This is a genomic window from Myxococcus stipitatus DSM 14675 (assembly GCF_000331735.1).
GTDB lineage: Bacteria > Myxococcota > Myxococcia > Myxococcales > Myxococcaceae > Myxococcus > Myxococcus stipitatus.
Window position 1 is genome coordinate 2,031,405 of the sequence record NC_020126.1, and the last position, 18,601, is coordinate 2,050,005.

Annotated in this window: 13 protein-coding genes; 6 read left to right on the top strand and 7 right to left on the bottom strand. The window is 68.2% G+C overall.

From position 1 onward, the window contains the following. Positions 1-72 precede the first annotated feature (72 nt). Complete coding sequence (locus MYSTI_RS08145; RefSeq protein ID WP_015347243.1) at positions 73-540, top strand: hypothetical protein; 468 nt, start codon at positions 73-75, stop codon at positions 538-540. Here the strand turns inward: MYSTI_RS08145 and MYSTI_RS08150 are convergent. Continuing rightward, positions 533-1,066, bottom strand: coding sequence for a GNAT family N-acetyltransferase (locus MYSTI_RS08150; protein ID WP_015347244.1), 534 nt, complete (start codon positions 1,064-1,066; stop codon positions 533-535). The genes MYSTI_RS08145 and MYSTI_RS08150 overlap by 8 nt on opposite strands. A 7-nt stretch (positions 1,067-1,073) precedes the next feature. Next, the gene (gene glgC, locus MYSTI_RS08155) at positions 1,074-2,303 is read right to left on the bottom strand and encodes a glucose-1-phosphate adenylyltransferase (protein ID WP_015347245.1); all 1,230 of its coding nucleotides are present in this window, start codon (positions 2,301-2,303) and stop codon (positions 1,074-1,076) included. Positions 2,304-2,530: 227 nt separating this feature from the next. Here glgC and MYSTI_RS08160 point away from each other — a divergent pair, with 227 nt between their 5' ends. Together MYSTI_RS08160 and MYSTI_RS43680 are read left to right on the top strand one after the other, a co-directional pair. Further along, positions 2,531-3,412, top strand: a complete 882-nt coding sequence (locus tag MYSTI_RS08160; RefSeq protein ID WP_044279321.1) for a GGDEF domain-containing protein — start codon at positions 2,531-2,533, stop codon at positions 3,410-3,412. Positions 3,413-3,414: 2 nt separating this feature from the next. Next, positions 3,415-3,570: a hypothetical protein gene (locus tag MYSTI_RS43680; RefSeq protein ID WP_015347247.1), complete on the top strand. Its 156-nt coding sequence runs from the start codon at positions 3,415-3,417 to the stop codon at positions 3,568-3,570. An 18-nt stretch (positions 3,571-3,588) separates the two neighbouring features. On the opposite strand, the gene MYSTI_RS08165 is transcribed toward MYSTI_RS43680, so the two are convergent. The 5 genes from MYSTI_RS08165 to MYSTI_RS08185 form a co-directional block, all read right to left on the bottom strand. After that, positions 3,589-4,617, bottom strand: coding sequence for an NAD-dependent epimerase/dehydratase family protein (locus MYSTI_RS08165; protein WP_015347248.1), 1,029 nt, complete (start codon positions 4,615-4,617; stop codon positions 3,589-3,591). Then, on the bottom strand, positions 4,614-9,029 hold the full coding sequence (locus MYSTI_RS08170; RefSeq protein WP_015347249.1) for an AMP-binding protein: 4,416 nt from the start codon (positions 9,027-9,029) through the stop codon (positions 4,614-4,616). Before MYSTI_RS08170 ends, MYSTI_RS08165 begins: the two co-directional genes overlap by 4 nt. Before the next feature lie 8 nt (positions 9,030-9,037). Continuing rightward, entirely contained in the window at positions 9,038-10,648 is a 1,611-nt protein-coding gene (larAH, locus tag MYSTI_RS08175) for an NPN-dependent hydroxyacid isomerase, LarAH14/15/16 family (protein WP_015347250.1), read from the bottom strand. Positions 10,649-10,663: 15 nt separating this feature from the next. Further along, complete coding sequence (locus tag MYSTI_RS08180) at positions 10,664-11,329, bottom strand: HAD family hydrolase (RefSeq protein ID WP_015347251.1); 666 nt, start codon at positions 11,327-11,329, stop codon at positions 10,664-10,666. A 92-nt stretch (positions 11,330-11,421) separates the two neighbouring features. Next, a complete protein-coding gene (locus tag MYSTI_RS08185) occupies positions 11,422-12,405 on the bottom strand; it encodes an NAD-dependent epimerase/dehydratase family protein (RefSeq protein WP_015347252.1) in 984 nt (327 codons plus the stop codon). A 379-nt stretch (positions 12,406-12,784) separates the two neighbouring features. Between MYSTI_RS08185 and MYSTI_RS08190 the strand changes: the two genes are divergently transcribed. The 3 genes from MYSTI_RS08190 (at position 12,785) to glgX (ending at position 18,552) form a co-directional block, all read left to right on the top strand. After that, entirely contained in the window at positions 12,785-13,102 is a 318-nt protein-coding gene (locus MYSTI_RS08190; protein ID WP_015347253.1) for an SWIB/MDM2 domain-containing protein, read from the top strand. A gap of 213 nt (positions 13,103-13,315) precedes the next feature. After that, on the top strand, positions 13,316-16,417 hold the full coding sequence (gene treY / locus MYSTI_RS08195; protein WP_015347254.1) for a malto-oligosyltrehalose synthase: 3,102 nt from the start codon (positions 13,316-13,318) through the stop codon (positions 16,415-16,417). Beyond that, the gene (gene glgX, locus MYSTI_RS08200) at positions 16,414-18,552 is read left to right on the top strand and encodes a glycogen debranching protein GlgX (RefSeq protein WP_015347255.1); all 2,139 of its coding nucleotides are present in this window, start codon (positions 16,414-16,416) and stop codon (positions 18,550-18,552) included. Before treY ends, glgX begins: the two co-directional genes overlap by 4 nt. Positions 18,553-18,601 lie beyond the last annotated feature (49 nt).

Below are 18,601 nucleotides of genomic sequence, written 5' to 3' on the forward strand. Positions count from 1 at the left end.
CCGCATCATTCTTCTTGGTGCGTGCACCGTCCCCTGGTTGGAATGCGCGCAGACGCGTCACGGGAGGGGAACATGGAGAACCACTTCGGAGCGCCCGCGGGGAATGAGCTTCCCCAGACGAATCCCCAGCAGGAAGTGTCCCTGCCGGCCATCCTCCTGATGGTCGCCTCGGCGCTGACGGCCCTGTGGGGGCTCATGTACGTCGTGCAGACGGTGAGCCCCGCGGAGCTGGACCAGCTCTACACCGACCCCGCCATGGCCCCTTACCGGGACATGCTCGAGGAGAACCGGGGCCTCGTCGAGATCATGACCTCGACGGCCAAGCGCGTGATGATTTTCGGTCCCATCGTCGTGCTCAATGCCCTGGTCTTCGCGGGGGCCTGGCGGATGCGCCAGCTCAAGAGCCGGGGGCTGGCCATCGCCGGTGCCATCGCGTCACTGGTGCCCTGCTATGGCACCTGCTGCTGCATGGCGGCGCCCATCGGCATCTGGGCCCTGGTCGTCCTCTTCAAGCCCGAGGTGAAGGCCGCCTTCAGGTAGGCGTCATCGCTCCGGCGGCCGGCTCCTGGCGCGACGCCGTCACGGGCCGCCGCTTCTGCATCCGCACACAGGCCAGCTGCACCCGCGCCGTCAGGGGCCTCCGGGCCGGGTGCAGCGAGACGTAGCCTCGGTGGCGATAGAAGTTCTCCGCGTTGAGGCTCGCATCCAGCCCCAACAGCGGCGTGCCGTCTCCCCACGCCACCGACTCCAGCGCGGCCAGCAATTGGGAGCCCACGCCTCGGCCCACCTCATCCGGCACCACGTAGAGGGCCTCCAGCTCTCCCTGCCGCGTGTCGAGCTGTCCGAAGCCCACCATGCGACGGCCGCGCTCCGCCACCAGCACCGTGCGCGGCCGGTCCGGGCGCAGGTAGCCCTCCGGCCGCAGCAGGCTCACCCAGGTGTTGAGCTCGTCGGGGGCATAGACACCCTGGCAGAGCGTCTCCACCGCCTCGGTGTGGATGCGCCACAGCGCGCGCCGGTCCGAGTCGCGCGCTGGCCTGAGGTGGAGGCCCCCCGACGCGCCCATGGTCCCCTCAGGTGACCTTCATGCCCTTGGGGATGACCACCACTCCATCCGGCGTCACGTGGAAGCGCCGCTTGTCCTCCACCGGGTCGTAGCCGATGGTCGTCCCCGGCGGAATCTCCACGTTCTTGTCGATGATGGCCTTCCGCACGCGACTGCGGCGGCCGATGGTGACGTTCTCGAAGAGGATGGACGCCTCCACCTCCGAGTAGGAGTTGACGCGCACCTTCGGGGACAGCACGGACCGGTTCACGTGCCCGCCGGAGATGATGCAACCCTCGGACACCAGTGAGTCCGTTGCATGTCCCACGCGCGAGTTCTCCGCGTCCGCGAAGACGAACTTGGCCGGCGGGTAGTTGTGGGACTGCGTGTGGATGGGCCAGCGGTCGTTGTAGAGGTTGAAGATGGGGTCCACCTCCACCAGCTCCATGTTGGACTGGTAGTAGATGTCGATGTTCCCCACGTCCCGCCAGTAGCCGCGCTCCTTGGACTCCTGGCCGGCAATCTCGTTCTGCGCGAAGTCGTACACGTAGACGGGCGCGTTCTTGTACAGCTCGCTGATGATGGACTTGCCGAAGTCGTGTGCGCTCGTCTCGTTGGCCGCGTCGCGCACCACCTCCTGCACCAGCACCTCGGTGGTGAAGAGGTAGTTGCCCATGGAGGCCAGGCACATCTTCGGGTTGCCCGGCATGGGCGGCGGGTTCTGGGGCTTCTCCAGGAACTGGCGCATGCGCCCGTCCGGCCCCACGTCGATGATGCCGAACTCGCGCCCCTGCTCGATGGGCACGGGGATGGCCGCCACGGTGCACGCCGCCCGCTTCGCGATGTGGAAGTCGAGCATCTGCCGCGTGTCCATCCGGTACACGTGGTCCGCGCCGAAGACGAAGATGAAGTCGGGCTCCTCGTCCGTGATGATGTTGAGGTTCTGGTAGATGGCGTCGGCGCTGCCCTTGTACCAGTCCACCCCCGTCCGCATCTGCGCCGGCACCGCCTCCACGTAGTGCCCCAGGAAGGCGGACATCCGCCACGCGCGAGACAGGTGGTTGTTGAGCGAGTCGCTCTTGTACTGGGTGAGCACCTTCACCCGGTACACCCCCGAGTTGGTGAAGTTGGAGAGGGCGAAATCGATGATGCGATAGCGCCCCCCGAAGGGGACGGCGGGCTTGGCCCGCTCGCGCGTGAGCGGCTCCAGACGCGTGCCCGCGCCTCCCGCAAGAATCATCGCCAGGACCTTGGACATAGAACCTTCGGACGTTAGTCCGGCAACCTCGCCCCACAAGGCCGCCGAGGTTCCGCCGTCCGCCTTCGTTGAGTGTCCAACCGCGCCCGCCACGTCCTCCCCACCCCAGGGGACTCGCCAGATGTGGGATATGGGCGCCATCCGAGGGGAGCCGGGCGTGCTGGATGCTCGGTTCCTGCAGGGGTTGCTTGGCTTCCGAAAACAGGGTCGTGCTAGCCTCGCGGGCGATGTCAGGCGACGAAACGCGCGTCACCAAGATCTCCGCACTGGACCTGCGCTCACAGCGCAGCACCGAGTGCTGTCTCGTCCAGATTCACGGCCCCGAGCTCGGCAAGAAGTACCTGATTGACGACTCGGAGCTGACCATCGGCAGAGACCAGCACAACCACATCGTGGTGGACCTGGACAACGTCTCCCGTCGGCACGCTCGCGTGCTGGGGCGGGGCGGGAAGATGCTGGTGGAGGATTTGGGCTCCACCAACGGCACCTACCTGAATGACCAGGAAGTGCTCCAGGCCCAGCCGCTGCGAAGCGGCGACCTCATCAAGGTCGGCGGCTCCATCTTCAAGTTCCTCGATGGCGACAACATCGAGACGCAGTACCACGAGACCATCTACACGCTGACCATCGCGGACGGTCTCACCGGCATCAACAACAAGCGCTTCTTCCTCGAGTACCTCGAGCGGGAGATGGGGCGCTCCAGCCGCTATCAGCGCACGCTGACGCTGATGATTTTCGACATCGACCACTTCAAGCAGATCAACGACGTCCACGGGCACCTGGCCGGGGACTACGTGCTGCGAGAGCTGGCTCAGTCCATCAAGCGACTGGTGCGCCGCGAGCAGTGCTTCGCCCGCTACGGTGGCGAGGAGTTCGCCGTCGTCATGCCCGAGGATGGGCCGGACAAGGCGCGCTTGTTCGCGGAGAAGATTCGCAAGCTCATCGCGGAGAAGGCCTTCGTCTACGACGAGAAGGAGATTCCCGTGACCATCTCCATCGGCGTGGCGGAGATGGCGTCCGACATGACGGAGCCCACCCACTTCATCAAGGTGGCGGACGCGAACCTGTACAAGGCCAAGAAGACGGGCCGGAACCGGGTGGTCGGCTAGTCATGTCGGAGCAAGCGGCCGGGCCCTCCGTGCTCGCGAGGCTGGTGCTCGTGCTGCTGGGCCTGAGCTTCCTGGGCGCCGCGTGGGTGTGGCGCCACCGCTCCGAGCCGTGGGCCGGCCCCCTGGTGGACCGCGCCCGCCAGACAGTGGGCCGGTAGCTCCGGCCCACTCACGCGTCAGGTGCCCTGGCGCAGGTCTCCGAGCCGACCCTTCGTCCCAGGCAGGCTCCCGGGCGGCAGCTTCCCGTAGATGTGCTTCACGGTGTCGGCCAGCGTCTCCTGCGCGTCGCGCGCGCGGAAGCCCAGCTCGGCCTCCGCCTTGGCGGCGTCCAGCCAGAAGTAGTGCTCGCCAATCTCCACTTCCTGCGGATCCAACGGCGCGGGCGTCCCACGCAGCTTCGCCCAGCGCTCCAGCAGCTGGCTGCCCAGGATGTTCACCTGCGAGGGCAGCTTGAGCCGAGGCGCCGCCACGCCGGTGAGGCGCTCCAGACGATGGAAGAACTCCGTCATCGTCATGTTCACGCCCATCAGGTGGCGCCCGTACACCTCGCCCCGCGTGAGCGCGCTGTGGAACGCATCCGCCGCGTCGCGCACGTCCACGAAGGACATGCCGCCGCCGGGCATCGCGGGAAGCTCCCGGTTGAGGAACTTCACCACCATCCACGTCGAGGAGAGCCGGTCATCCCCCGGGCCCATGAGCAGGCTCGGGTTGAGGACGACGAGCGGGATGGAGTGCTTGCGGCAGTACTCCAGCGACAGCTTCTCTTCGTAGATTTTCGAGAGGTAGTACGGCCAGCGGGACACCACCGAGAGCGGGTAGTCGGCGGACTCGTCCAGCACCGCGGGGTCCTTGGACACCGCCGTGGTGCCGGAGGTGGAGGCCAGCACGACGCGCTGGACACCCGCCTCGCGCACGTCGCGCAAGAGCTCACGCGTGCAGTCCACGTGCAGCTCGAACATCTTCCGCCCGTCCTTGGGCTGGAAGGAGACGAGCCCCGCCAGGTGGTAGACGCCCTCCACGCCCTCCAGCGAGCGGCGCACCACGTCCCGGTCCTTCAAGTCTCCCGCGACGTACTCCGTGCCCGCGTAGGCTGGACCCGTGGGCCGCGTGCGGCCGATGAGGCGCACCGTGTGCCCGGCCGCCACCAGCTTGGGCACCAGATGCGCGCCCAGGAACCCCGTGCCTCCCGTCACCAGCAGCTTCACGACTGAGACCCTCCCGAAGGCGTGTGCTGGGGCATGACGCTGACCTCCACCGACGGCGGGTTGCCCAGGTGCAGCACGCGGCCGTCGCGCAGCTCGCGCACCGCGTCCTCGGCGATGCGCGTGGCGTAGCGGTAGCTCTCCGAGCGCGCCATGCCCTGCGTGCGCGCGCGAAGCGCCTCGTGTCCGAGCGCCGGTCCGATGCTGACCTTGAGGTCCTTCGACTTGGGGAACACGCTGCCCTTGGGCAGCGCCTCGAAGGCGCCGTGGATGTAGAGCGGCAGCACGTCCACCCGGTACGTCAGCGCCAGGTAGCCCAGCGTGGACTTGAACTCCTGCAGCTCCCCGGTGGGCGAGCGCGTGCCCTCCGGGAAGATGAGGACGTTGTAGCCCTGGCGCAGCGCCTCACCGGCCTGACGCAGCGACTCGCGCAGCGAGCCGTGCCGCTCGATGGGCACCAGGTTGGTGAAGTTCTCGAACCACGCGCGCTTGAGCGGCGTGTCGAAGAAGTAGTCGCGCGCGGCCAGCGAGATGAGCCGCTCTCCCTGCTCCTCCAGCACCACGCGCACCAGTCCCGCGTCCAGGTGGCTGGCGTGGTTGGCGATGACCAGGAAGTTGCGGTTCTGCGGGATGAAGGGACGGCCCGTCACCTTCACGTCGAACACGCCGCCGTAGAGGACCTTCTGGCCGAAGGACAAGAGCTGCCGGCCCACGTCCGCGACGACGTCCGGCACCGGAATCTCCACCTCCTCCGCCTTCACGTTCTGCTGGGAGATGTCCTTGGCCCGCGTCTCCGCGGAAGGCCGGCGGCCCGAGGCCATCACCACCTTGCGCAGGTCATCCACCGTCTGCACCTGCGTCAGGTCCTCGATGGCGGGCAGCGGCACCCCCGCCGCTTCCAGCGCGGAGGACAGCTCGGTGAGCATCAGCGAGTCGAAGCCCAAGTCTCCGGCGAGGTTGGTCTCCGGACGCACGTCCGCGAGCGGCCGGTGGCACACCTCGGCGATGAGCGGGAAGAGCCAGTCGGCCGCGCCGCCCGTGCCCTGCGCCGCCGTGGAGACCTTCTCGCGCGCCTTGGCGGTGCTCGCGGCCATGCGCTCCAGCCGCTGCAGCTCCTCCACCACCAGCTTGCGCTTCACCTTGCGCGTGGACGTGCGCGCCAGCTCCCCATCCCAGAAGCGCAGCACCTTCATGCGCCGGTAGTGGGGCATGCCCGCGCCCGTCTTGCGGAAGTGCTCCTCCAACTCGCGGCGGACCTCCTCGCGGGGCCGGTCGCGGTAGTCCGGCACGCACAGGCACGCCACCTTCTCGCCGCCCGCGTCGTCGGGCAGGCCGACGATGGACAGCTCCTTGATGTGCGGGTGCTCCTGGTACAGCTCCTCGAGCTCGTCCGGGTAGATGTTCTTCCCGTTGTGGTCGATGATGACGTCCTTGGCGCGGCCCACCAGGAACAGTCGGCCCTCCGCGTCCACGCGGCCCAGGTCGCCGGTGTGCAGCCAGCCCTCGCGCAGCACCGCCTGAGTGGCGTCGCCGTCGCCGAAGTAGCCCGCCATGACGTTGGGGCCCTTGGCCAGCACCTCGCCAATGCCGTCGTTGTCCGGGTGGAGGATGCGCACCTCGATGCCCGGCAGCGGCTTGCCCACCGAGCCCGGCGTGCGCTTGTTGCCCGGCTCCGCGACGGCGAGCACCGGCGCGGCCTCCGTCAGCCCGTAGCCTTCCGTGATGTTGAAGCCCAGCTCGTGGAAGGCCTTGTTCACTTCCTCGGGCAGCGCGGAGCCACCGGACACCAGCACCTTGAGGTTTCCGCCGAACTTGCGGTGCACCGGCCAGAACAGGAGCTTGCCCAGGTTGATGTTGGCCCGGTTGCGCAGCTCCCCGTGCGTGGCCATCAGCGCCTTGATGCCCTGCTCGATGATGGGCGGACGGCTGGAGAACTCCTGCGTCAGCTTGCGGTGCAACAACTGCCACAGCGCGGGCACGCCAATCATCGCGCTGATGCGGCCCGTCTCGAAGACCTCGCCCAGCCGGTCCGACGTGAGCTCGTCGATGTATGTGATTTCCGCGCCGCGCGAGAACGGCGTGAGGAAGCCCGCGGAGAACTCGAACGTGTGGTGCAGGGGCAGCACGGACAGCACGCCGTCGCCCACGCCCACGTCGAACACGCCGGCGAGCTTCGCCACCAGCGAGGTGAAGTTGCGGTGGGTGAGCATCACGCCCTTGGGCGTGCCCGTCGTGCCGGACGTGAAGATGAGGCTCGCGATATCATCCGGCGACGCGGACTTGCGCACCGGACCAATCCGGTCGTCCTTGGCCGCCGGGTCGCCCGTCATGGCCTCGGCGAGGCTGGCGATGACGACGTCGCTGCCCAGCGCGTCGAGCAGCCCCGGGAAGTCCTTCGCCGCCTCCTCGGAGAACAGGCACACGCGCGCCTGCGCCCGCTTGGCGATGTTGATGATCTCCGCCTCGCTCAGGCCGGGGTCCACCGGAACCATGGTCCCGCCCGCGCGCAGGATGCCGAAGAAGCACGTGCCCCACTCGGGCCGGTTCTCGGACACCAGCAGCACGCGCTCACCGGGCTTCAGGCCCGCGCGCAGCAGGAAGCTGCCCACGCGCGCGGCATAGCGGTGCACCTCGCCGAAGGTGAAGCGCTCCTCCCGCTCGCCCGCGACCATGCGGAAGGCCACCCGGTGCCGATAGGCGTGCACCGTGGCCTCGAACATCTCCAAGAGGTCCCTGTTCGCGGGGATGACGGTGCGCTTCTCGCGCTCCTCCTCCAGGCCGGGGAACACCCACTTCTCCAGGCCCGGCAGGTGCGTCTCCATGAAGTACGCACGCCAGTCGATGCGCTCCGGGTCCCACGGAATCTTCAGCCTGTCGCCGTGCGCCATGCGCTCGAAGACGGAGCGCGTGTTGTCGCAGCGGAAGACGTAGCGGTTCTCGTAGAGGAAGGGGAGGAACAGCTCCGTCAGCGCGATGAGGCCGACGTTGCTCTCCTCCACCTCGTCGAGCGAGACCTTGGCCTTGTCCAGCATGGCCTGCACCGCGGGCGCGCCCCACGCGGGCCGCACCTCGTCGATGGTCTTCTTCAGGAAGCGGGCGCCCTTGACGAGCATGGGCGCGCTGAACAGCTCGAACTCGCGCTTGCTGACCGGCTGCGGCTCCAGCCGCGAGCGCAGGTGGTTGAGCAGCTTGTTGCCCGTCTCGCGGTTGCGGTAGTAGCGCCGCCGGTACAGGCCGACGAGCTCCACGGAGCGGCTGGCGTAGAACGGATTCACGTCGCCGGAGGCGAGCTGGTAGACGCGCCGCTCCTCCACCTGCATGGCGTGCGCGGTGATGCCGATGGTCGCGCCCGCCACCTGGTCCACCGGGATGATGTCCAGGATGGTGTTCTCACCCGCGGGGATGCCACCGGGGCCCTTGATGCCGGCGAAGGCCAGCGGGGCGGACGTGGTGAAGCCCTCGTTCCATCCCGGGAACGGATAGTGCTTCGAGCTCTCCACGATGGAGGGCCGGACGATGGAGTAGCGAAGCCCCGGCGTGGCCGCCATGACCTGCTCACCCAGGGACTTGGTGTACGTGTACGTGTTGGGCCAGCCCCAGTGCGCCGCGCGCTCCATGCCCGCGCGCACCAGCTCACCGCTCAGCCACAGCTTGCGCTCGCGGCCCACCGCCAGCCGCAGCGTCTTCTCGTCGTTGACGTCGCGGCCTTCCTCGGCCAGCCGGTCCAGCGCCTTCTTGCGGAAGGTGGACGTCAGCGCCCGGTCATCGGCCTGCTCGCGCAGCCGCGCGACGATGCGCTCGGCGTCCTTCAGCTCCTGCTCCAGGCTGAAGTCGCGCCCGTCCAGCTGGTCCTTCTTGGGGAAGTAGCCGCGGACCTCCTCGTCCTCGAACACGAGCCCGCTGCGGTTGCCCGCCACGAAGGACGTGGACATGTGGATGAGGGGCACGCCCCAGCGCAGCGCCAGCTCCACCGCGTACTTCACGCCGTGGGTGTTGACGTTGAGCCCCACCTCCAGCGACGGGTTGAAGGACACCAGGCCCGCGCAGTTGATGAAGGCGTGGACCTGGCCGGTGAGCTCCGCCACCCGCGACTCTTCCAGACCCACCCACGGGTCCGTGATGTCGCCGTCCAGCACCTCGCACTTGGAGCGCAGGAACTCCAGCGCGCCGTCCTCGCCGTAGGCGTCGCGCAGCGGCTGGAAGGGCTCGCTGGTGGCCACCTTGTCGAAGAAGCGCCGCTCGGCGGAGGCCGCGCTGCCCTTGCGGACGAGCACGTACACGCGCTCCAGCTCCTGCCCATACCGGTGCAGCAGCATGGACAGCGTCACCTTGCCCACGAAGCCCGTGGCGCCGGCGAACAACACGCGCTTGCCAGAGAAGACCTGGGAGACGTTCAGCTCGGGGGGCAGTGACATGTCCGTCCTCACTTCACATCCACCATCACCGTGGGGGCCACGCGCAGCAGGCTGATGGTGGCGGAGCGGCCCATGAAGCCGCGCGCCTCCTCGATGGCCTCGGTGAGCGTGTCGGTGCGGTCCCAGCCCATCAGCGCCGGGACGTGGTTGTTCTCCGCGCCCGCGACAATGACCTTGCCCACGTGCTGGCGGCCATTCTCGCCCCAGTACCACATGTAGAACGGGTGCACGCCGTGGTAGGCGTTGTTCTTGCGGTACAGGTGCACGTAGCTGGGGTTCTCCGCGAACTCCTTCTCGTACTTGTGCTCCAGCTTCATGGAGTCCCGCGTCTCCGGCAGCAGCCGGTGGAAGAACTCGATGTAGCTGGGGTGGTGCTCCGGGTCGAACTCGTCGTAGGCCGGGTGCAGCAGGATGAGCACGCCGCCCTTCTTCACCAGCGGCACGCCGCGGTTGAGGTTGAAGAAGTAGCCCAGCCCCATCACCTGCACGAGCAGCGGGTTGAGGATGGAGTTGACGCTGTACGGCGAGATGAACGGGATGGGGAAGATGACGATGTCGCTCTGCCCCTCCACCGGCACCACGTACTGCTTCCAGCTGGTCTCCAACGTCTTGGCGTGCGTGGGCTCGGTGGCGCCGGCATACACGCCCGTGACGTCGTACGGCGCGGGGATGGCGTTGAGCACCTTGCGCGCCGCCGCGCGAGGCAGCTTGGACAGCGTGTAGCGCATGGCCTGGAACTTCAGCCGGTCCGCCTCGGTGTAGTCCTCTTCCTTCTTGGCGAGGAAGTCCGTGGGCGCGCTGAACATGCGGTTGTTCAGCGTGGTCTCGATGTGGAAGACCTTCAGGTGCTTGTCGATGTTGCGGCCAATGCGCTCGTTGCTGCGATAGAGCGCGCTGGACTTCGGCTCCATGTAGCTTTCCGACTCGCGGATGGTCTTCGGATTGTGGTGGTGCCGCAGCGACTTGTAGTTGGAGACGCCGGTGCCCATGGACTTGTGCCCGCCGTTCATGGGCACGAAGTTCACGTTCACGTAGACGATGAGGTCGCTCTCCGCGACGCGGCGGTTGACGGAGACCTCCTCGCCGTGCCCGGTGCGCTCCAGGGCGACGATGCCGTCCGGGTCCTCCGCGTCGTGGTTGTAGTAGCGGTCCGGATAGTAGGCGTCGTAGATCTTCTGGCCCACCATCCGCTTCATCTCGCCCTCGGTCATGCGGCGGTGAAGCGCGTTGGCGATGACCAGGTGCACGTCATCCACGCCGCTGTCGGCGGCCAGCTCCAGCACCACCTCCAGGATGGACTGACGCACGTCGGGCGTCACCATGGGGGGCAGGGGCACGCTGATGTCGTCGATGACACACGTCAGGCGCATGCCCGGCTTGAGCAGGGCGTGCAGCGGGTCCATGCCCTCCGGGTGGTTGATGGCCCAGCGGATGGCGGCCTTGACGTTGGGGACGCCGGCCATGGGGGGCCGGGGGAAGATGACCCGGGTGCCCACGGGCAGATCTTCCTGGAGGAAGCCCTCACCGTAGAAGAGGGCGCGCGGGGGGCTGCCCTTCTCGGTGATGACGACCTGGCTTTCCTCGTCGTACAGCTTCTGGAGCGTCTTGAACGGGCGCATGGGCGGAAGGGGGCCTTACTTGAGGTCGAGGATGGGCCAGTTGTAGGCGCGCGCGATGGAGCGCAGCCGCAGGTCCGGGTTCACCGCGGTGGGACGACCCACCACCGCGAGCATGGCGTAGTCAGAGGCGCTGTCGGAGTAGCCGTGGCACTTGTCCAGCGTCAGGCCCTCCTTGGTGCAGTAGGCGCGGATGGCGTTGGCCTTGTTGGCGCCCTCGATGATGGGCGGAATGACCTTGCCGGTGGCCTTGCCGCCCACGAACTGCATCTTGTTGGCGATCATGTCGTCGGCGCCCAGGTGCCGGGCGAGCGGACGCATGGTGAAGTCCAGCGCGCCGGTGACGAGCACGACCTTGCACCCGCTGCGGCGCGCCTGGTCGATGAGGTCCTGGGACTGGGCGAAGAGCGCGGGCTTGAGCACGTCCTCGAACATGTCCTCGGCGATGGTGATGAGCCGGTCCTCACTCAACCCCGCGTAGTAGCGGTAGAAGAACTCGTTGAACGTCTTGCGGTCCAACGTGTCCATGGCTCCGAAGAGCGGGATGCTCAGGGCGGTGCTCAGCGTCCGCCCCGCCATGCCCAACACGGAGCCCCGGTTCATCGCGTAGTACGCGTAGACGTGGACGACGTTCGTCTTCACGAGCGTCCCGTCGACATCGAAAAATGCGGCTTTCGAGGGCATGTGGCAGCGGGCTTCCTGACACTCCAAGGGGGGTGAGGTCAACGAACGACGCTAGGACGGGGGAGGACTCCCTCCTACCCCTGCTAGCATGGCTAGAGCCAGCCGTGTTCGACGTACCAGAGGGCGCTGCGGCGGATGGAGTCCTCCAGGTCCCTTCGAGGGCGGAACCCGAGGAGGCGCTCGGCCTTCGCGCCGGAGCAGGTCCAGGCGGGCGCGAGCAGCTGCCGCGCCAGCTTCCGGTTCAAGGGCAGCTTGCGGCCGGACACGCGGGAGAGGCCGTCCGCCGCGGAGGCGATGGCCTTCAGCACCCAGGGGCTGACGCGAGCCGTGCGGGGCTGGAGCCCCAGTGCCTGGGCGCACAGGTCCTGGACGCCCTCCAATGAGAGCGTCTTGCCGCCGGGGCCCGCGCAGAAGAAGGCCTCGCCCACGGCGCGCGGGTGCTCGGCCTGGAGGATGAGCGCGTCCACCACGTCCTCCACGTCAATCATGGTGAGGGGACGAGGACCCCCTCCGAGCTCCAGGCGCAGGCCCTTCTTCACCAGGCGGAAGAAGGTGAGGTTCTCGCGGTCCCGAGGTCCCAGGATGCGAGGCGGGCGGGACACCGTCACCGGGAGCCGGTCTCCATAGGAGAAGGCGATGCGCTCGGCCTCCGCCTTGCTCTCGCCGTACCACTCGTAGGGCTGGAAGGGGTCCTCCTCGACATGCGGGCGGGAGGCGGAGGAGGGGCCCATGGCCGCCAGCGAGCCCACCAGCACCATCCGAGGGCGGTGGCCCGCGGCCACCATGGCGTCGCACAGGTGGCGCGTGCCCTCGGCGTTGACGTGCATGAAGTCCTCGCGTGTCGCGCCGCGGCGAACCCCCGCGAGGTGGAAGACGACGTCCTGGCCCTCCACCGCGGGCCGCAGCGAGGCGGGGTCCGTGACATCTCCCTCCGCGCGGGTGTGGTCGATGCCGGAGAGGCCGGAGGCGTCCCCACCCGGGCGAAGCAGGCACGTCACGGTGTCTCCGCGCGCCGCGAGGGCTTGGGCCAGCCAGACTCCCAGGAAGCCACCCGCGCCGGTGATGAGGGCTCTCATGGGGCTTTTCATCCGAAAAAGTACACCCGGTCCGCAAGGGGAATCCCACGCCCGAGGGGGCCGAGTCTCCGACTCAGGACGATGCGCGGGGCCGCTTCCCCCGCCGCTGATCGCCCCGCGCCGAGGGGAGACAGGGCTCGGAGGCCGATTTTTCGGGCTCGGGACGCGTTGGAGGCGGGGCGCCGCCGAGCGAAAAGCGCGCTCCCGAGCCGGTTTCTCGGGCATGAAACGCGTTGCGTAGGGCGGTCCCCGAGGGAAAAACGCAGGAGAGGGCTGTTTTTCGGGCTTGGGCGTGCTACCTAACGCCCCACCGGCACTGGCTTTGTACTCAAGCGAGGCCGCACAACGTCCCCTTCGGAGGGGAGGAGACTCAAGACGAATGGCCGCCAAGAAAGCTGCTGCGAAGAAGGCCCCTGCTGCGAAGAAGGCTCCCGCCGCGAAGAAGCGCGCCCCGAACGCGTCGTTCATGAAGGAGATGACCCCTTCTGCCGCGCTGGCCGAGATTGTCGGTTCCAAGCCGCTGCCGCGCACCGAGGTCGTCAAGAAGCTCTGGGCTTACATCAAGAAGAACAACCTTCAGGATGCGAAGAACAAGCGGCAGATCAACGCCGACGACAAGCTCAAGCCCATCTTTGGTGGCAAGAAGAACGTCACCATGTTCGAGATGACCGCGCTGGTGAACAAGCAGCTGAGCTGAACCTTCGCCGGGTCCTTCCCGGCTGATGCATCTCGAGGGCCCTCCGGAAGAATCGGCGGGCCCTCTGCTTTTTTCCCGGCGATGACTGGCCGACAGATTCGTCGAGCCTCTCGCGCGGGACATGGCATTTCGAGCGCTTGGAGCGTTGGGTAGAGGGCGGATGCCCGGGGCCGCGCTGGCGCGAGGCGCCGGGGCGCCCTACCTCTGGTCTTCATGCTGCTCGATGGATTGGAAGAAGAGGGGTGCGCCTCCGGAGGCGGGACGGGGGCCACGCTGAGCGCGGAGGCCTTGGCCGAGGACCTGTTCACCCGCGTGAAGGGGGACTTGGGCGCGCGTCCTCGCACGCCGCTGTCCACCTACCGGGTGCAGCTGCATCAAGGGTTCACGTTCCAGCAGGCGCGCGCGGTGGTGCCCTTCCTGGCGCGGCTGGGCGTGAGCGACTTGTACGCCTCGCCCTATCTCAAGGCCACGCCGGGCAGCACGCACGGCTACGACTGCGTGGACCATCAGCACCTCAATCCGGAGGTGGGCTCGGCGGAGGACCACGCGGCCTTGTGCTCCACGCTGCGTGAGCACGGCCTGGGGCAGGTGCTGGACGTGGTGCCCAACCACATGGGCATCGAGCGCGGCAACCGGCTGTGGTTCGACGTGCTGGAGAACGGCCCGTCGTCCGTCCACGCGAAGTACTTCGACATCGACTGGTCGCCGGTGAAGGAGGAGCTGCACGACAAGGTGCTGTTGCCCATCCTGGGAGACCAGTACGGCATCGTGTTGGAGCGCGGCGAGCTGAAGCTGTCCTTTCGCGACGGCGCCTTCTTCCTCCACTACTACGACCACCTCTTGCCGGTGGCGCCTCGGCAGTACGGCCGCATCCTTCGTCACGGCCTGGAGCGGCTGGAGGCGCGGCTGGGCACCGAGGCCGAGCCGATGGTGGAGCTGCTCTCCATCCTCACCGCCATCGAACACCTGCCGCTGCGCACCGAGGTCGAGCGCGCCAAGGTCATCGAGCGTCACCGCGAGAAGGAGGTCATCAAGCGCCGGCTCTCCGCGGTGGTGGCGTCGAGCCCGGACATCGCCGCGTATGTCGAGGACAACGTCCGCGTCTTCAACGGCGAGCCGGGCAACCCGCGCTCGTTCGACCTGCTGGACGCGGTGCTGGCTTCGTGCAGCTACCGGCTGGCGCACTGGCGGGTGGCGGGCGAGGAGATCAACTACCGGCGCTTCTTCGACATCAACGGCCTGGCGGCCATCCGCGTGGAGGACCCGGAGGTCTTCCAGGAAGCCCACGCGCTCATCTTCCACTGGCTGCGCGAGGGCTGCGTCACCGGGCTGCGCATCGACCACCCGGATGGCCTGTTCGACCCGACCGCGTACTTCCTGGACCTCCAGGAGGGCTACTTCATCGAACGCGCGCACGCGCTCTTCCTCCAGGAGCTGGCGGGAGAGGACACACGCTGGCCCGGCGTGGAGAGCTCGCTGCGAGAGCGCTGGCGCGCGGAGGTGACGGAGCAGCCCTCGAGCCCCCTGCGCAAGGCGCTGTATGTCGTGGTGGAGAAGATTCAGGGGGGCCGCGAGCGAATCCCGGAGGCGTGGGCGGTGCACGGCACCACCGGCTACCGCTTCGCCAACGCGGTGAGCGGCCTCTTCGTCCACCCCGCGGCCGAGGCCCACCTGACGGAGACGTACGCGCGGCTCACGGGGGAGGCGGGGGACTTCGCGGAGCTGGTGTACCAGAAGAAGCTCCTCATCATGCGCGTGTCCATGGCCAGCGAAATCAACGTGCTGGCGCATGAGCTCAACCGCATCTCCGAGATGAGCCGCCGAACGCGCGACTTCACGCTCAACTCGCTGCGGCGCGCGCTGGTGGAGTTCGTCGCGCTGTTCCCCGTGTACCGGACGTACGTGGACGGCTGGCGGCCGGGGTTGGATGCGCGCGACGTGCAGTACGTCGAGTGGACCATCCAGCGCGCCAAGGAGCGCAACGCCACCACCAACGCGTCCATCTTCGACTTCCTGCGCGACATCCTCCTGCGCCGCTATCCGGAGCAGTCCGACGAGCGCGAGCGCGCGGAGATGCTGCGCTTCGCGATGAAGCTCCAGCAGGTGACGGGGCCCGTCATGGCCAAGGGCCTGGAGGACACCGTCTTCTACATCTACAACCGGCTGGTGAGCCTCAACGAGGTGGGCGGCGAGCCGGAGCGCTTCGGCGTGCGCGCCAACACCTTCCACCTGCGCAACCAGGAGCGCGCGGAGCGGTGGCCCTCGAGCCAGCTCACCTCCAGCACCCACGACACCAAGCGAAGCGAGGACGTGCGCGCGCGCATCAACGTGCTGACGGAGGTGCCGGAGGACTGGCGCAAGCTGGCCCGGCGCTGGCTGCGCCTCACGGAGAAGTGGGCGGTGGCCCTGCCGTCGGGGCCCGCGCCCAGCGCGAACGACGTGTACCTCTTCCTCCAGACACTCGTGGGCGCCTGGCCCATGGGGGAGTCCCTGTCCGCCGAAGGGCACGCGGACTTCCACCGGCGGATGCGCGAGTACATGGCCAAGGCCATCAAGGAGGCGAAGGTCCGCACCTCGTGGACCAACCCGGACAGCGCCTATGACGAAGCGGTGGCGCGCTTCGTGGACGCGTGCTTCGAGCCGGACAAGGGCGCTTCGTTCCTGGAGGAGGTGCGGGTCTTCAAGCGGCGGCTGGAGCGCGCGGGGCAGCACAACGCCCTGGGACAGCTGCTCTTGAAGCTGGCCTCGCCCGGCGTGGTGGACACCTACCAGGGGACCGAGTTGTGGGACCTGTCGCTGGTGGACCCGGACAACCGGCGGCCGGTGGACTTCGAGGCCCGCTCGCGGCTGCTGGAGGCGCTGGACGCCCAGGCGGCGGAGGACCGGGCCGGGCTGTGCGCTCGGCTGGGCGCGGACATGGATGACGGCCGCGTGAAGCTCTTCCTGGTGTCGCAAGTGCTGCGGCTGCGCTTGCGCCTGGCGGAGCTGTTCCGCTCGGGCGCGTACCGGGCGCTGGAGCTGTCCGGGGCGCGGGCCCAGACGGCGGTGGCCTTCGCGCGCGAGCGGGAGGAGGCGGGCGTGGTGGTCTGCGCGCCGCGCTATGTCCTGTCCGCGCTGGAGTCGCCGGAGGGGCTCGCGGGGGCCTACGCCGGCACGTTCCTGGACCTTCCCGAGGCATATGCGGGCATGATGTTCCGTGATGTCTTCACCGGTCGGCAGGTGCGGCCCGAGCGTGGGGTGGGTGGCGTGGTGCTGCCCCTCGCGCCGCTCTTGTCGGGGTTCCCGGTGGTGCTGCTGGAGAGGAGCGCGGGATGAGGAGGGCCGAGGTGCTTCCAGGGAAGCCGTTCCCCCTGGGCGCCACGTACGACGGACACGGGGTCAACTTCGCCGTCTTCAGCGAGCACGCGAAGAAGGTGGAGGTCTGCCTCTACGATGCGCGGGAGCCCTCGCGGGAGACGCGCCGCTTTCCCCTGCTCGAGATGACGCACCAGGTCTGGCATGGCTATGTGCCGGACCTGAAGCCCGGCACGCTCTACGGCCTGCGCGTCCATGGCCCGTTCGAGCCGAAGAAGGGCCTGCGCTTCAATCCCCACAAGCTGCTGGTGGACCCGTATGCGCGCGCCCTCCATGGCGGCGTGGACTACGGCGCGCCCATCTACGCCCACGTGTCGGGCGCCAAGGACGAGGACCTGGTCCTCGACAAGCGGGATGACGCGGCGGCCGTGCCCAAGGCCGTGGTGCTGGAGGACACCTTCGACTGGGAAGGCGACACCCCGCCCGGAGTGCCGTGGCACCAGACGGTCCTCTACGAGCTGCACGTCAAGGGCTTCACCAAGCTGCACCCGCGCGTGCCGGAGGCGCTGCGGGGGACGTACGCGGGCCTGGCGCACCCGGCCGCCATCGAGCACCTGAAGAAGGTGGGCGTCACCGCGGTGGAGCTCCTGCCCATCCACCACATCGTCGACGAGCCGTTTCTCGCCGAGCGCGGGCTGACCAACTACTGGGGCTACAGCACGCTGGGCTACTTCGCGCCGGACGCGCGCTACAGCGCCTCCGGCTCACGCGGCGAGCAGGTGGCCGAGTTCAAGGGCATGGTGAAGGCGCTGCACCGGGCCGGCATCGAGGTCATCCTCGACGTCGTCTACAACCACACCTGCGAGGGCAATCACCTGGGCCCCACGCTGTCCTTCAAGGGCCTGGACAACGGGGCGTACTACCGGCTCACGGAGAAGGACCCGCGCTACTACCTGGACGTCACCGGGACGGGCAACTCGTGGAACGCCACGCACCCGTACGCGCTGAAGCTGGTGGCGGACTCGCTGCGCTACTGGGTGGAGGTGATGCACGTCGACGGGTTCCGCTTCGACCTGGCCACCACGCTGGGGCGAGACAGGCACGGCTACGACACGCGCGCGGCCTTCTTCCAGATCGTCCACCAGGACCCCGTCCTCAGCCGGGTGAAGCTCATCTCCGAGCCCTGGGACGTGGGCGACTTCGGCTACCAGGTGGGCAACTTCCCGGTGCTGTGGAGCGAGTGGAACGGCAAGTACCGCGACACCATCCGCCGCTATTGGAAGGGCGATGACCGGCAGGCGGCGGAGATCGGCTACCGGCTCACGGGCAGCTCCGACCTGTATGCGCTGTCCGGCCGCAAGCCCGCCGCGAGCGTCAACTTCGTCACCGCGCACGACGGCTTCACGCTGCACGACCTGGTCACCTACAACGACAAGCACAACGAGGCCAACGGCGAGGAGAACCGCGACGGCGGCAATGACAACCACTCCTGGAACTGCGGCGTGGAGGGCGAGACGGGGGACGCGAAGATCAACGCCCTGCGCGAGCAACAGAAGCGCAACTTCCTGTCCACGCTCTTCCTGTCCCAGGGCGTGCCCATGCTGGTGGCGGGCGACGAGATGGGTCGCACCCAGAAGGGCAACAACAACGCCTACTGCCAGGACAACGCGCTGTCGTGGGTGGACTGGGAGCTGACCGAGCCGCAGGCGGCGCTGCTGGAGTTCACCAGCCGGTTGACCCGGCTGCGCCGCGAGCAGCCCGTGCTCCGCAAGCGCCGCTTCTTCCGCGGCGCGCACATGTGGGACAGCGAGCTGAAGGACCTGGCGTGGTTCCGTCCCGACGGCAAGGAGATGCGCAAGGACGACTGGGAGAAGCCCTATGTCCGCTCGCTCGCCTTCCTGTTGGGCGGGGATGCCATCGCCGCGCCGGACGAGGAGGGCAACCGCATCGTGGGGGACACGTTGCTGGTGCTGATGAACGCCCACCACGAGCCCATCTCCTTCTTGTTGCCGGCGCTGGAGTGGGGCGCGGACTGGGAGCAGGTGGTGGACACGGCCATGGCGGGGGCTTCCCCCCGCACCCACACGCCCGCGGGGGGCAAGGTGCAGGTGGCGGGGCGTTCGCTGATGGTCTTGCGGAGGCCCGCGACGGAGTAGGAGTGACGGAAGTGTCGACGCCCGGGCGCGCCGCCGCTAGGGTGCGCCG